A 15,193-nucleotide genomic window follows, 5' to 3' on the forward strand; every position below is an offset into this window, starting at 1 on the left:
CAAAATTCAGCGTAGTTAAGATAATTTTTTCCTGCCACGAAGCGAGCATACTTCCTGTATGTAAGCGAGTGGCTAAGGGAAAAATTATTTTAAATCCGTTACTATTTTAAATCTTAAATATCATCTCTAAAAATTTTAAAACTAACACTCATTTCATAGCTATAAAGCATCCCATTAAATCCTTTAAACTGGGCGCTTATATCTCCTGTGTCAGCCAATAAAAAGTCATGTTTTATAAACTCACGCCTAATACTATCTACTAAAGATAAAGCACTAAAGTTATCGTCATTTAAGCTTTTAGCTTGAATTAAGATGATGAAACTAACTAAATCAACATTTATATTGATTTGATTAAGTCCTTTAAAAAGTAGATATACCCCACCTTGAGGACTAGCATTGCTTATATCTATTGAGTTTGGAACTATTTTTTTTAAAGCCAAATATGCATCTTTTAATGTTTTCATTTCAAAACTCACTTTTTCTTATTCCATATATTGTTTGTGTTATTAGCTCACCACTTTCACCCTCTATCTTTTCAGCCATCTTTAAAGCCTCTTTCATCAGTATTAGATCAAGCTCCGTTGGCTCAATCTTTAGTAGAAGCTTTAAGCGAAACATCGCTAGATCCATTATCATCGGCTCTGGTAGGGGCTTGTTTTGTGTTAGCTCCTTTGCTTCCTTTAGTGCTATTTCCACCATTTGTTCTGTTATCTCTTCTGGATTGTAAAGGCTCTGTTTGGCTCTTATCATCAATTCTTGTTCCATCTTTTTGCCCCTTAAATAACTCTACACTATAATGCATCTTAAGCCCCACTTGATTTATAAGCTAACTGCCAAAGCGCATACCCAGCATTCATAAAGCTTTTACACCCAAATAGTGCTGCATCTTTCATAAAGTGGTGATCATTACTTGCTTCAAAAACACCGTCCTTTGCAACCTGTAAAACAAAAGGTTTAACTGGCTTACTAAGATCCATCAAATACCAGCTACTATCAGTTATCTCAGGCATCACTAAAAGCTCATATCTTTTATAAGTTGGATTTGTCTCTCCACCTACTAAAAGATCTTTTTCAATTGTTTTTATGGCATTTGCTAGGTTTTTTGGACCACAAACTAAGTGCGATGGCATTACGCCTAAACTTTGCCCACTATCGCCTTTTATACTCATCATAAAGGCTTGCGCAGCTATTAAGTTTTCACTATTTAAAACACCTGTGCCTAAATTTGCATAAGTATCATTTCCTATTTTGTGTGCATCATTAAAAAAAGATAGTCCATCATAGCACTTACTACTCTCTCCAGTTAGTAAAATATCAGCTACCAGTTTTGCTCCAAATTTTTTAGCATTAAATGCCATCTGTTCAATGGCTGGTTTATATAGACCAACTTTATCATACTCTAAATGATTATTTGGAACTGTTACAGTTGCTTCAAATGGCTGGTTTTCTAAGGTATATCCATAGTCTTTAAACTTTTTGATATCTCTATCGCCAACCCACTCTTTCATCATCGGAAAGTTTCCAAGCCAAACATACTTTTCACTTAAGTTATTGCTATTAACTCTCATAGCTAAGGTATCAGCTTCGCTTTTTACATCATTAAATGTTTTTTGAAATATAGCTTTAAAGCCAATTGCTGTCTCTTCAAAATGTGCCATTATTTTGCTCCTTTGTATTCATCATCACTTAGCCCTAGCATCAAGGCTATTTTTCTCTCTTCATCGCTAAGGGTTTGTTTTTCATTTTTTTCAAGATCTTTTTTGCCAAAAATAGAACTCATCGCATCTAAGCTTTTTTCTATCTTTTCAAGCCTAGAATTAAGCTCTAATTTATCATCTTCATCTTTATTTTCATCAGCCTTACTGCTTTGTTTTAACTCATCAAGCTCTTTTTTAAAAGCTTCATTTAAAGCTTTTACCTCATTTAGCTCTTTTTCTAAAGCCTTATACTCATTGCTATCTTTAATATCCACTTTTTCTCCTTTATGATTTAATGCATTATTTAATAAATTTGGTCTATTAACTAACCCAACGCTATCAAGGGCTACCACACTGCCTCCACTTACATCATATACAGGGCTTAAATACTTATAAACTCTATTTTCAATAAGCTCTTTGCCTTTTTTATTTAGTTCTAGCTTTGCATAAATTCCATCACTTTTTAATTCAAAGCTATTTTTATCAAACCAACCAACCGCACCTCCAAAGCTATGATTTTCATCTAAAACTATATCAAGGGCATTTTTTTGGATATTTTCAACTAAGCTTTCACCGCTGATTTTAAATTTTCTACCATCAAGCCCAACAACCTCTCCAATAGGACTTACTTTTATAAGTTCGTTTTCTTTGAAATTTAGACTTAAAGGTTTTTGAATAACACTCTTTTGCAAAACTAATCCTTTCCTAAACTTTTAAAACTCTGCCATTTTATAGATTTTTTAAAATAACTTCACTCTAAGTGTCTATATTTAGCAAATGTAAGCATTTGGAGTGAAAAATCTCATTTTTTACTCTAAAATGTGAAAAATTAAAAATTTTAGCTTTTAAAAGCAATTTATCTTAAAAGCGACCATTGAGTTAAGTTAAAAGTTTTAAACGATTTTAAACAGCTTAAAAGTGTTTTAAAAGGGTATTGCAAAGAACGGATTATGCAAAGTAATAACTTAGGATAAAGTAGGCGTCTAGGCAAAAGGTTTTTAGTAAAAATAATAGATTTTCAAAAATAGGCGTAGTTATTAAAAACTCGTAAAATCCACAAGGAGCATACTTCCTGTATGTGACGCAGTGGATTTTTAAGAGTTTTGAATAAATCCGTCAAGATTTTAAATCTTTAAAAAAAGGAGATATTTTGAGTTCTACAAAGGAGCTAGCTAGGGAGCTTTACTTAAAAGGCTTTAACATTTCAAAAATAGCCCAAATCTTACATAAAAGCCCTAAAACTATCCAAAACTATAAAAGCCGTGATGGTAACTGGGATATGATAAAAGCAACAGATGCTATCTTAAATGCTAAAAATAGTGGTGAAACTATCTATAATAGCTTCATAGACCAGATGTATCAAGCCATAAAAGATATAACCGATGATGATAAGCTCTCGTCTATAGAAAAAGCAAACGCTTTATCAAAAGTAGGCGATAGCTTTGCAAAGATGAAGTATATTGCTAAGCTTGAAGATCCAGCATCATATAAACTTAGCATTGTAAAAGAGGTTATTAAGCTTATAGTAGAGCACTTTAAAAGCAGTGGGGATGATAAGAGCTTACAAAACTTAGTTTTACTTTTAGATAGTGCTGAGTTTAACAAAAAAATAGAGAATTTAAATGCTATTTAATAAAGACGAACTAAATGGCTTTTTAAATGATGTTAAATTAACTAATCAAAACAGCTCTAATTTACAAAAAATAGCCAAATTTGAGTTTAAAGAGTGGCTAGATGGCTTAAGCTCTGATCTTAAAAAAGCCTTGCAAAGTGGCTTAGACCCTACAAAAAAAGATGAAAGAGTAAAAAAGGCAAAGAGCAGTTTTAAAGATATGGTTAGTATCTATTTTGGCCACCATGTAAAATTTCCAGAAACTTCTAAATTTAGAAACTTTTTTTATAAACACAACTCCACTCTAACTAAAAACAACCATCATATGGTTTTTAAAGCCTACAGGGGTGCGGCTAAAACTACTCTTATAAGTAGACTTTATGTTTTGTTTATAAAAGTAGTTAAAAAAGAAAAAAGAAACACCATCATAGTCTCAGCCACACTTGATCTAAGCAAAAAAACGCTTGATTTTATAAAAGACGAACTAGAGACAAATTCTCTTTTTATAGATGATTTTAACATCACAAAAGGAGAGATTTGGAGTAGTGAAGAGATTGTGTTTTATGTTGGTAAAAAGCCTTTTAAGATAAGTGTATATGGAGCTGGCAAAAAGATAAGGGGCGAAAACTGGAGAGGCTTTAGACCTGATTTGATAATATGCGATGACTTAGAAAATGATGAAAATGTTAAAACAAAAAGTCAAAGAGATAAAATTTACAACTGGTTTGAAAAAGCCATTATGAAGCTACCAGCAAGAGATGATGAAAACTACAACATCTTTGTTATAGGCACAACCTTGCATTATGACTGCTTACTTAACCGCCTTGAAAAAAGAGTGGATTTTAAAAGCTTTACATTTCCTTTGGTTTTAAGCTTTCCTTTTGATTTAGAGACTTTTGCATTAGATGAGTTTATCTTAGATGATATCTCTTTAAATAAAGAGAGATTTTTTCTAGAGTATAAAGCAAGTAAGGGGGCTTTTTTAAGTGAGTATCAACAAGAGCCATTAAGTAGTGATGAGCTTAGCTTTAGCTCTTATCAAACATTTGATGAGATGCCACTATGTGATGCTTACTATATGGGAATAGACCCAAGTTTGGGCAAGTCAAAAGGGGATTATTTTAGTATAGCTATTTTAGGGCTATTAGATAATAAATTTTATGCAAAAGTTAAGATGACAAAATTAAAGCCTGAGGTGATGGCTGAGAGAATTATCAGCGAAGCAGCTAGTATCTTAAGTCTAAACAGGCCTTTAAAAATAGCCATTGAAACTGTGCAGTTTCAAGAGTTTTTTAAAGACTATTTAGAAAAAAGGTCTTGTGAGTTAGGAATTTATTTGCCGATTATTTCGCTTAAAAATACAGTGGCTAAAGAGTTAAGGATAGATAGTTTAACCCCACCAATTAACAATGGAGTTATCTTAATAGACAAGCACTCTCATACTTTTATAGATGAACTTGATACTTACCCAAAATCAGCTCACGATGATGGGCTTGATAGTTTAGAGTTTGCATGGCGTATAGCAAAAGTGCCAAATTTTGATTATGAAAAGGCAAATAAATTTATGAGTGAAATTAGACAAAAGAAAAGCTTTTTAAAAAGGATATTTAGATGAAAGAGTTTCTAAAACCAAAAAGAGAATTTATCAAAACAGATTTAAGCTACTACACAGAACTAACAGCTAGTAGGGTAAGAGCAGCTCTTCTAACCAAAAACCAGCAAGAACTATTTCCTCTTTTTAATCTCTTAGTTGATAAAGATACCAGTTTAGGTAGTGAGTGCGAAAAAAGATTAAATTCTACTTTAAATAAGTTTTTTACCCACGATTTAGGAGAGAGTGAAGATGAAAATATTGAAGAGATAATTAAAGCTAGTGTTGAGGCAAGGTTGTATGGATTTTCACTGCTTGAGCTATATTTAGAAAATAATTTTATAAAAGTTAGTTTGGTAGATAGAAGTTATATTGAGTTTAGAGAAAATTTGCCAACTTTAAGGATAGGTAAAAACCGCTTTATTGCCAAAGAGCCATTTTTTATAACTATTACTTCAAACCCTGCTATGTTAAAAACTCTTTGGATAGCTTATGCAAAACACTATGTTTTAAGCCTTTATCTGAAATTTGCTGAGTTTTTAGGCGTTCCACCGCTAATTGGTGGAGCTACTAGTAGTGATGAAAAAACACTTAAACAGATGAGTGAAGCATTTGAAAACCTAAGAAGTGGAAGTTATGCTATATTTGGCGTAAATGATACGATTAAGATACTTGAAGGGCGTGGAAGCCAAGAGGACTTTATGGAGTTTATCCGCTACTGTGATGCTGAGATAGCAAAGTGTATAAATGGCTCAGTTCTTAGTTCAAACACGGCAACTACTGGAAGTTACGCACAAGGCAAGATCCACGAAAATAACCGCTTTGAGATAATTGATGCTGATATTAAATTTGCCTCGCGTCAAGTAAAGAACTTTTACTCTCGTTTTAACAAAAAGGCTAATTTAAATATTCAGTATGAAAAAGATAAAAACCTGCTTCAAAGAGCCCAAATGCTCTCAATTTTATACCCACTTGGCTATGAAATGAGTATAGATGATATGGCTAAAGAGTTTGATCTTCCTCTTCCAAAAAAAGAAAAATTAAAAAGCTTAAACTATAAACTACCTAAAAAACCACTTGATAAATTTGATGAGTTTATAGAAAGTCCTAATTTTAAAGAGCCTTTAAAGGGCGTTGAAACTATGATTAAAGATAGTTTAAACACCTTATTAAAAGAGTGCAATACTTACGAAGAAGCATTTAATAAGCTTTATGAAATTTATGATGGTGTTCCTTTAGACATTTTAGAAAATGTGATGTTTAGTGCCATGTCTAATGCTGAAATTTTAGGACTTAGTGATGAGTTTTAAACTTCTAAAGATTACTTTATTAAAGTTTTATTTAAATCCACTGCGGATGCACTGCTTTGCAGTGCTATATCCGCCCTTTGAACGTGGTCAGGGGTGGGGGTTAATAAAAAAGGATAAATTTTGATTGATTTTTTTAAAAATCCTGATGAGCTGGTGGCTAAATTTAAGTCTAAAGATTTAAAGACTAGTTTTGATTATGATGAGATAAGGCATGAAGCCCACAAAAGAGTTTTTACAATAGCTAAGATGATAAATCTTGATCTATTAAAAGATATGCAAAACTCTATTAGTAGGGCGATAAATGATGGTATAACCTTTGATGAGTGGAAAAAAGATATCATACCGCACTTAAAAAAGAGTGGTTGGTGGGGTGAAGTTAAGGTAAAAGATCCTAAAACTGGCAAAGAAAAAGATATCTTTGTTGGCTCAAGGCGATTAAAGACTATATTTGATACAAATTTAAGAACTACTTATGCAGGAGCTAAAAAGCAAAGCCTTGATGAAAGTTCTATAGAGTATTACCGCTACACAGCAGTTCTTGATAGTAGAACAAGACCAAGTCATAGAAAAATGCATGGTAAAGTTTTTCATAAAGACCACCCCTTTTGGAAAAAGAATTTTCCACCAAATGGCTGGGGTTGTAGATGCAGTGTTAGGGGCTATACAAAAGATCAGCTTAAAAAAATGGGTATAACCCCACAAAGCCTAAAGCACCCTGATATCGCAGATAAGGACTTTGCTTATAACATAACAGATCACGATTTAAAAGATGAGTTTTACAAAAAGGCTAATAAAAAGCTAAAAAATACCCCTAAAATAGCTAAATTTGAGAGTGAGAGAAATCTTTATGTGTGGCAAAAGGGGCTTGATGAGATGGTAGATGAGATAATTGTAAAGAAAAACTATAAAAGCCCTATAAATGCTATTCAAGTTGGAATGCTAAATAAGGAGGTTATGGAATTAATATCTAAATTCCTACCACTTAAAAACAGAGATAAAAAAGGACTTATTTTAACAAAAGATAGATTATATCATGCAAGACCTGAACGAAAAGGTGAGTATAATCATGATTTTAGTATAGATGAGATGAGGCAAATAGTTAAAATTTTAAGCGATGAGAGTAAAATTTATGTGGATTTAAGAGACAATCATAACAACATAGTTTTTATCTTTGATGATGTAAAGGATGCCAAAAGATTAAATTTAATACCAATTGAGATGATAAAAACTCATAAGAAATTCAAAGATGATAACTATATAATAACACTTGATAAGGTGGATAAAATAGACATAGAAAACTGGATAAAAGGAAAGAAAATAGTTAAACTTAAGTAAGTGTGGGTAGGATTTGAACCTACAACATCGAACTTTTCATTCTGTGGTTACCTGCTTTTAAGCTTCACATCTTCACACTTACTTTATTGTATTATACCACAAAAGGAGTTAAAATGCCAGTTAAAGTAACAAATTTAGATGAAATACAAAAAAGCCTTAAAAGGCTTCGTGCCTACACAATAAACTTAAAACCCACTCTAAAAGCAGTTGGTGAGATGGTAAGAACTAGCATAGATGAGAGTTTTGAGAGTGAAAAAAGTCCATTTGGCAAGCGTTGGAAGCCAATATCTGCAACTACAGCTTTTAACTATGCAGGTGGTAAAAGAAAATCCTACTATAAAAATGGCAAATCACAAAAAAAGGGTTTTTTACAAAAATACGGCATTCATGGAGATAAAAAGCTTTTATATGAGAGTGGAAATTTAAGGACTAGCTGGGGCGTTAAGGCTGATAATAAAAGCGTAGTGGTTGAAAGCTATGCTAAGGGTGGTAAGCAAAATTTTCCATATGGTTTAACTCATCAATTTGGTAGTAAAGGCATCCCCCCACGACCATTTTTACCAATTGATAGTAGTGGAAATTTAGAGCCGAATTTAAAGCGTGATATTTTAGAGATGATAGAAAATGATATAAATAAAAAAGCCACAGATATGGCTGTTAAAACATTTATTAAGTCCATTAAAAATTTAACATAAAGATATGTTAAATTTTCTTACTTTTTTTATAACATCCTTAATCTCTTTTTTATCAAAAACATTGTTTATAAAATATTTTGGTATATTAAAATTAAAATCATCATCTACATAGAGCTTTGTATCTGTTTTGAGTTTTTTATACTTTTGGTGCTCTTTATTGGAGTATTTTAAAGCAAATTCGCTTATGGCTCTAACACTAGAAGTATCACCAAAAAAATTTGGTGGATAATATATCTCAAAAAACGGATCGTTTGGAGTTAAATATTTTTTATCTGCTTTCTTATTAGGGTTGTCATATCCACTTATGTTAAAATACCAAAAATCATCATCCATATTGGCTGTTTGAAATATATAAAAAACTATATTATACGCTAAATTTTCATGATAGTGATATATATCAGATAGTGTATTAGAGTTATGTCCAAGTTGCCTTATGAGTTTTCTTTTTTCTTTGTCTAAGCACTTATAATAGATTTTATCAAAAAAATATCCACTATAAACTAAATTTATCACATCTATATCTAGGTTTTTTATTGTAAAATGTTGGATTTTTTCAAATTTATCTAGTTTTAAGAAATCACTATATAAGCACGGTTTTAACGATTGAAAATATAGTGTTTTTGTCTTTTCAAATATATAATCAATAATATTTTCACTTGATAGACTGTTTTTTCGCTTGAATATTTTTTGAATTTGATTTATCATATCGCCTGATAACCCTCTTTGCTTATATTATATTTTTTTATAAAATTTGTCAAGAATTATGGTTAAAATTATATCAAAATTTATTGTTTTTTCTCACTTTCATTAGCTATTTTTTCATACTCTTTTAGATACTCGTTTGCAGGATTAACACTCTCAGTTGTTGTAAATGTTTTACCACATTTTGGACATTTTCTAAATCTGTGCACGACTAGGCTTTTAGCCGTTCCTATAACTTCAGTTTTATCATTTGCACAATATGGACATATCATCTTTTATCTCTCCAAGCCTTTATCTTACTCATTATGCTTATTAGCTTTGAAAGCTCACCTTTTGTAAAAGAGTTTATCATCTCCAACTTCCAAAGCATCTTTTTTGTATTTTTAAAGACAAACTCTCTAAATTTAGCATCGCTGTAATTAAGCTCATCCTTTAAACTAAGGCATTTTGTGATCTGCTTTTGCGTAGCAAGGTTTGGATTTAATCTAGCTCTACCCTTATAATCAATCTCATCTATAATAGCATCTTTACCATTCATAATATCAAGTAGTAAAATCAGCTCTTTTATGCTTAAATTTGCTGATGAGTTAGTTTTAAATGAGTTTTCTAAAAACTCACTCCAAGCCCCCACTTCAAAAGCACTTTTATAAAAAGGATGTAGGTGAATTCTAGCTAGCAAGCTATTTCTTAAAAGGCGCTGTTTCTTAGTCATTTCCTATCCTTTTTACTACATTTTCTACCATTTTATAAGCTTTTGTGTTTGTATCAAGGACTTTTAATTTCTCATCTTTTTTCTCTATTTGGCTAACTTTTACTTCCTTATACTCAATCACACCAATTCTTTCTTGATGCTTAAACAAATACTCCCAAACCCTTTTAGTATCAAAGCTATCAAGCCTTTGAAAAACTCCATTTTTATTGACTATAAATTTATTTCTTAAATTCCCCTCATCATCTATGCATATCACAACACCCTCAATGTAAGGGCTTCCTTTGCACCCACTAAAAAGATCTTCTCCCCTAAAGGCTAATTTACAAAATCTCTCAACCTCTTTTATGCTTTTTAAAGCTTTTTTGCCCTTTTTTATCTCACTTAAAATTAGGGCTTTTTTATACGCATTAACTGCTCTTTGCATCGCAACATCCACACTTACAAACTCTTCTCTAAAAGTGTCCATATAGATGCTAAAATCAATTAATTTATCTGTCTCAATGCCCTCTAAAACTTTGTGATATTTAATAACCTTTGAGCGTGGTAAAAATGATCTATTATCGCCAAAAAGCTCTTTTATAAGTTTGCGTCTTTCATATCCAATTGCTTCAAAAATCTCATCTATACTCATTTTTTAACCTTTTTAAAACCTTAATCAAGGGCTTTGTTACAAAGCCCTTTGTTAAAATCTTTAAATCAAACTTATATAAGGCGTTTTCTCTCTTATATCCAAGCACCCTTTTATCCCATCATCATTTAAAGCTAGTTCTTGAAGCTTTTTTTCAGGCTTAAACAAAGTCGTAGTTTTAACTAAATCATCAAACCTCTCTCCTAAAATAAGCCTTAAATTACTCTCATCACTTATTTTTACATCATAGCCCAAACTTACCTTTACACCACTATCACTATCAAGTATAAAGTTTATGGTGGCAGCGTTTTTACTTTTAAGCATCTCCTTTGCAAACTCGCCAATTAGTTCTCTAAGTGGCTTTAACTTCTCATTTAACTCATCAATTGCAAGTTTTAAATCACAAAAATCCTCAACTGCTCTAATTAGAGCTTTATCACTATTTTTTACTTCGTTTTTTCCTATTTTTACTAACATTTTTTACCTTTCTTTTTTTGATTTTTCTAACTAATTCAAAAAGCCTTTTTTGTAGGCTACCGCTTTTCATTTCTCTCCTTTCTGTTTTCTGTATTGCGTAATCCTTTACGCCTTTTTAAGCACTCTATTAGCTATTTTTAAGCCGTCTTTACTAAAGCTAATCTCTCTTTTTACTCTTTTTGCATATACACCTCCATCTGGTCTAAACTTAACAACATCAAAGCCTAAAGCTCTCATTTTTGATTTAAATATCATCATCTCTCCTAAATTTCTCATAATTTTTTCCTTTATTTAATGTTTTTAACAAAATAGATTTTCAAATTTCAGCATAGTTATCAAAAACTCGTAAAATCCACAAGGAGCGGACTTTTTGTCCGTAACGCAGTGGATTTTTAAGAGTTTTTGACAAATCTGTTACTAATTTAAATCTTTCAAAGTAAAAGCATCTTTGTTGCTTCATTTATACACTCCCCATCTATACCCATCTCATTTAAATCCGCCACTCTTTTAGCTCTTTTAAGTAGTTTTTCCGTTTTTCTAAAATTTCCCCTTGTAAGGCGTTCTATTTGATTTATCAGCTCGTTATTTTCCACGCCAAAAAGCTTACAAACTTCTACTAGATCTTTATTTACTTTTGCTTTATCACCGTTAAGGTATGTTAACCCTTCCAAAAACCACTTTGACCCCACACGGCTACTAAGTTGTTCATACTCAAGGTTGCTTTTTTTAGCCCCGGTTAAGTTGTTTAGCAGTTTTTTTGTCCCAACCAACACCACAGGGCTTTTACTAAAATCATACATCCTTCTTAACGCCTCTAAAGCACGATATGGCAAATGTTCTGCTTCATCTATGATGATTACCTTATCTATCTTTTTAAGGCTATCTGCCACATCTCTTATCATCTCATCTACGCTTTTACTTGTAGTTATGCCAAATTTAAGGCATAGCATACGAAAAAGTGCCCTTGCATTTGTTGATATAGTTGCCTCTATTAGCACCGCTTCTGGGTGGCTTTTAGAAAACTCTTTTATAGCTCTACTCTTACCAGTTCCAGCATCTCCTATGATTACGCCTAGATCTCTATCTTCCACACTCCACTCAATCACAGCATTTATGCTTTTTGCATCTTTTGTAGTGATAAATGGTAGGTCGTCTTGATTTTTTGGCTTACTTTGGATAAAATTATCAAGGTAATTTTTTGCAAGGTCTTCAACTTTATTTGCATATTTGAAGTCCTTGCCTTCTTTCATATATCCAGTTAAGTAAGCAGGATTTATCCCAACTGTTTTTGCAAACTGATTTTGGCTTACCCCTTTGCTAAGTAAAAACTCAGCGATTCTCTCTTGTAAATTCATATCTATTCTCCTTTTTTAAACTTCTAAATCTTGACAACCTTAACGCTTTTCCTGTGCATATTTCTGCACTTACTATCACAAAGATAGCTCCCTTGAAATATGCAAAGTCAAAAGCGTAATACTGCCTATTTTATTAAAGTTATTTAGCCATAAGGCACCGTCTTAGCAAACAAGCATTTAAAATTTTTAAAAGCTTTTTAAAAGGCATTTTTATGCCCTTTAAAAAACTAACTAACATCTTCTATCAACTCATCAAAGCCCTTAAATTTCTTTGTCTTAGTTTCATCTTTTTTAAGCCTATATTTTTCATAATTTGCAGCTTGGTTTGAGATCTCATTTAGCTTTTTAGATGTTTGTATTTTTTCTTTAACACTACTAATATCATTTGATAACTCCCATTTTTCAGCCTTTAAACTTTTTCTATGCAGTTTTTTTATGTTTTCTAACTCATATAAAGCATCTCTTTTTAAAGACTGGCTAGCTTTATCTATAACCTTTTTTATCTCACTTAGATCTTTTTTAAAGCTTTTATTTACTATTTTTAACTCATCAGCACTTAAATTTGCTTTTTTACTATCTCTTGCCACGCATAAAAACTCGCCTTTTTGGCTAAAGACATAAATTTCACTAACATCATCTATATTTTGACGAATAGTTACCCTTGTTTTAACTGGTGGCATATCAAAGCTAACAAAAACATCTCCGTTAAAATTTATGCCTTTTTTAGTTACTACTCTATCTACACCTTTACTTGCATAAAGTAAAAACTCAGCGTAATCCACGCTTAAAAGTTTAGTATCATCGCTATTCCATATATCCATTGGGCTAGGTTTTCCTTTTCTTCTTTTGCCACTTATTAAATCCCACTTCATATTTAAAATTTCAAGCTCTTTTTTAGCCTGGCTAAAGCTTAGTAAATTCTTTAAATTTGTCATTTTAGAATGTCCATACTCATCTTTTGCGTGACGATCTTTTTTAGGCGTTCTTTGTTCTATCTGCTCTCTTGTTTTTAGATCATTTCCGATATATCCTGGAAGCATTGCAATACCTGAGTGTTGAAGCGTTTTAAATCTTCTTTCAACCATTCCTTTTTGTTCCCCACTATAAGGCAAGGCCGCTTCATAAAAAATACCAAGACCATTTAATAGCTCCTGGAAATTTCCGCTTAAATAGTCTTTTCCGTTATCGCCTTTTATAGTTTGTGGTTTTCCTAGGGTGCTTATAGCCTTCCAAAGTAGGCGAATAATGTTTAAGCTATTGCTTGTTTTTTCTAAGCTTACTACCCCACGACCACTATAAACATCAACTATGCTTAAAATGTGCGGACGAAACGGCTCATTAGTTTCATCATCTCTTACTATCATATCAAGTGGGCTACTATCTATTTGCCAACACTGATTTCTAAAGGTAAAAATCTCTCTTTGATCTCCCATTGATGGTTTAAAATAGCTTTTTGCTTTATCAAAGCCTTTAGTTATAACTGTGTATTCAAGTGGCTTGTTTTTGTAGTGATTATCTAAAAATCTCTTTATCACACCACTATCACAAAAGCTAAACTCACCGCTTAAATTTAAGCCATACTTTAAGCCATCTCTTTTTATAATCTCAGCATTTAGACTATCTACGCACTCAGTTAGATTAAAATTTCCAGCCCCGTAAGCTCTAAATTTACTTAAAACAAATTCCTGCATCCAAGGCTCAAGCTTAGACTCACCTTTGCGGTGCATTCCACTTTTATCCGCTAGCCCCACAGCACCGCCGTTTTTATACTCTTTTTTCCAGCGGTAAAATGTAGATTTGGAGAGATTTCTAGCCTTACAAAAATCAGCCACACTTTGCCCACTTGAAATTTGCTCTTTGATGAGTTTTATCTTTTCATTAACTTCATCTTTTTGTTTATCGCTAAGCTGGAAGTAGGTCACATTTTTAGCGTTACCACACAAAGCACTGTTGTGACTATGGCTATCGGCTTTGGAATTTTTAGAGTTATCACCACCCAAAATGCTAGAGTTATTAGATACACCGCCTAAAACACTTACATCGCTACCCACACCACATAAACCACCCTTAGTGCTACTGCCACATAAGCCACTTTTAGACTCTTTAGCGTCATTAACTACGCCACCTAAAACACCACTTTTTAAATCTTTAGTTAAATTTAAACTAGCGATATGTTGTTTTTCATCATCACTCATCTTGCTTTCGTTTCGCGTTATATGACTATCTAACTCACCATCGCCACTTGAAATTTCACTGCTTTTTATCTCTTTTTTGTTTTTACCACCAATGCCTTGATAACCATTTTTGTTATCTAAAATGCGTCTTTTATTATTTATCTTGTCACAACTATACACACCGCCGTCACTATGAGTATCAAAGCCACTCACTCCAGCCACGCCGTCACTATGACTGTCAAAACCACTTGCTTTATCCACACCGCCATTTACATAACTTGCTCTATCATAATCATTCACGCCACTCACTCCAGCCACGCCGTCACTATGGCTGTCAGCACCACTCACACCACCATTTACCACACCACTTCCTAAATTTTGTATAAAATCATCACCAAAGATATCACCCAAACTAATCTCTTTTAACCCACCTTTATCTAAGGTGTAAATTTTCGTATCATTTGATATTTTTTTACTATGTAGTGCCATTTTTAACTGGGCTATTTCTATTTTAAAAAGTAACCTAGCCCCACCACGACCCCTTTTACCTGTATTTTCTATGCGTAGAAAAGGATAGCGATTAGAATTTCGGCTAACTGATTCTCTTAATGTACTTTGTCCTACATTAAATACTATAGATGCGGTTTTACTGCCCACATAAAACATTAACTAGCCTTTTTATTGTCTCTTAAGCCACTAGGAAGTTCATCTATAAAACCATCATTAAGGAGTGCTTCAAATACTTCTCTAGTTTTTCCTTTTGTGTTTCTCTCGCCAGTTAGTTCTCCCCTAAGCACCCTATAACCAATATCTGGATCTAAATTATTGTTTCTAAACCATTTTGATGGCGTTATGCATTTTTTATCAAATATTTCGCTAAGTGTCATTACTTCTCCTTTCATATT

At 32.4% G+C, this 15,193-nt stretch carries 18 protein-coding genes; 5 read left to right on the top strand and 13 right to left on the bottom strand.

The features are described from left to right. Positions 1-113: 113 nt before the first annotated feature. Genes CCORG_RS03540 through CCORG_RS03555 form a run of 4 tightly spaced genes read right to left on the bottom strand, consistent with a single transcriptional unit; the run spans position 114 to position 2,389 of the window. On the bottom strand, positions 114-464 hold the full coding sequence (locus CCORG_RS03540; protein WP_034971686.1) for a hypothetical protein: 351 nt from the start codon (positions 462-464) through the stop codon (positions 114-116). A gap of 1 nt (position 465) precedes the next feature. Then, on the bottom strand, positions 466-765 hold the full coding sequence (locus tag CCORG_RS03545) for a hypothetical protein (protein WP_025803621.1): 300 nt from the start codon (positions 763-765) through the stop codon (positions 466-468). Positions 766-803: 38 nt separating this feature from the next. Continuing rightward, positions 804-1,658 (bottom strand): Mu-like prophage major head subunit gpT family protein, encoded by an 855-nt coding sequence (locus CCORG_RS03550; protein ID WP_025803620.1) that lies wholly within the window; start codon positions 1,656-1,658, stop codon positions 804-806. After that, positions 1,658-2,389 (bottom strand): phage protease, encoded by a 732-nt coding sequence (locus CCORG_RS03555; protein ID WP_025803619.1) that lies wholly within the window; start codon positions 2,387-2,389, stop codon positions 1,658-1,660. Before CCORG_RS03555 ends, CCORG_RS03550 begins: the two co-directional genes overlap by 1 nt. Before the next feature lie 458 nt (positions 2,390-2,847). On the opposite strand from CCORG_RS03555, the gene CCORG_RS03560 reads away from it, so the two are divergent. From CCORG_RS03560 to CCORG_RS03580, 5 genes are all read left to right on the top strand, one after another. Further along, positions 2,848-3,330, top strand: coding sequence for a DUF1804 family protein (locus CCORG_RS03560; protein WP_025803618.1), 483 nt, complete (start codon positions 2,848-2,850; stop codon positions 3,328-3,330). Then, the gene (gene terL / locus CCORG_RS03565) at positions 3,320-4,924 is read left to right on the top strand and encodes a phage terminase large subunit (RefSeq protein WP_025803617.1); all 1,605 of its coding nucleotides are present in this window, start codon (positions 3,320-3,322) and stop codon (positions 4,922-4,924) included. The genes CCORG_RS03560 and terL overlap by 11 nt, the downstream gene beginning before the upstream one ends. After that, positions 4,921-6,210, top strand: coding sequence for a phage portal protein family protein (locus tag CCORG_RS03570; protein ID WP_025803616.1), 1,290 nt, complete (start codon positions 4,921-4,923; stop codon positions 6,208-6,210). Before terL ends, CCORG_RS03570 begins: the two co-directional genes overlap by 4 nt. A gap of 120 nt (positions 6,211-6,330) precedes the next feature. Beyond that, positions 6,331-7,545 (top strand): phage head morphogenesis protein, encoded by a 1,215-nt coding sequence (locus CCORG_RS03575; RefSeq protein WP_232088128.1) that lies wholly within the window; start codon positions 6,331-6,333, stop codon positions 7,543-7,545. Positions 7,546-7,658: 113 nt separating this feature from the next. After that, complete coding sequence (locus CCORG_RS03580) at positions 7,659-8,240, top strand: phage virion morphogenesis family protein (RefSeq protein WP_025803614.1); 582 nt, start codon at positions 7,659-7,661, stop codon at positions 8,238-8,240. Here the strand turns inward: CCORG_RS03580 and CCORG_RS03585 are convergent. The 9 genes from CCORG_RS03585 to CCORG_RS03625 all read right to left on the bottom strand — a co-directional run bounded on the left by CCORG_RS03585 (position 8,232) and on the right by CCORG_RS03625 (position 15,175). Continuing rightward, a complete protein-coding gene (locus CCORG_RS03585; protein ID WP_025803613.1) occupies positions 8,232-8,945 on the bottom strand; it encodes a hypothetical protein in 714 nt (237 codons plus the stop codon). The genes CCORG_RS03580 and CCORG_RS03585 overlap by 9 nt on opposite strands. Before the next feature lie 80 nt (positions 8,946-9,025). Further along, a complete protein-coding gene (locus tag CCORG_RS03590; protein WP_025803612.1) occupies positions 9,026-9,214 on the bottom strand; it encodes an NrdR family transcriptional regulator in 189 nt (62 codons plus the stop codon). Further along, on the bottom strand, positions 9,211-9,654 hold the full coding sequence (locus CCORG_RS03595; protein ID WP_025803611.1) for a hypothetical protein: 444 nt from the start codon (positions 9,652-9,654) through the stop codon (positions 9,211-9,213). Before CCORG_RS03595 ends, CCORG_RS03590 begins: the two co-directional genes overlap by 4 nt. Continuing rightward, on the bottom strand, positions 9,647-10,285 hold the full coding sequence (locus CCORG_RS03600; RefSeq protein WP_025803610.1) for a hypothetical protein: 639 nt from the start codon (positions 10,283-10,285) through the stop codon (positions 9,647-9,649). Before CCORG_RS03600 ends, CCORG_RS03595 begins: the two co-directional genes overlap by 8 nt. 60 nt (positions 10,286-10,345) lie before the next feature. Continuing rightward, positions 10,346-10,759: a hypothetical protein gene (locus tag CCORG_RS03605; RefSeq protein ID WP_025803609.1), complete on the bottom strand. Its 414-nt coding sequence runs from the start codon at positions 10,757-10,759 to the stop codon at positions 10,346-10,348. Positions 10,760-10,864: 105 nt separating this feature from the next. Then, positions 10,865-11,035, bottom strand: a complete 171-nt coding sequence (locus CCORG_RS03610; protein ID WP_161632385.1) for a hypothetical protein — start codon at positions 11,033-11,035, stop codon at positions 10,865-10,867. A gap of 155 nt (positions 11,036-11,190) precedes the next feature. Beyond that, positions 11,191-12,114, bottom strand: a complete 924-nt coding sequence (locus CCORG_RS03615) for an AAA family ATPase (RefSeq protein WP_025803608.1) — start codon at positions 12,112-12,114, stop codon at positions 11,191-11,193. A 227-nt stretch (positions 12,115-12,341) separates the two neighbouring features. Next, entirely contained in the window at positions 12,342-14,954 is a 2,613-nt protein-coding gene (gene tnpA / locus CCORG_RS03620) for an IS66 family insertion sequence element accessory protein TnpA (protein WP_025803607.1), read from the bottom strand. Continuing rightward, positions 14,954-15,175: a helix-turn-helix domain-containing protein gene (locus tag CCORG_RS03625; protein WP_025803606.1), complete on the bottom strand. Its 222-nt coding sequence runs from the start codon at positions 15,173-15,175 to the stop codon at positions 14,954-14,956. Before CCORG_RS03625 ends, tnpA begins: the two co-directional genes overlap by 1 nt. Positions 15,176-15,193: the final 18 nt, after the last annotated feature.

The organism is Campylobacter corcagiensis, from assembly GCF_013201645.1.
Lineage (GTDB): Bacteria > Campylobacterota > Campylobacteria > Campylobacterales > Campylobacteraceae > Campylobacter_B > Campylobacter_B corcagiensis.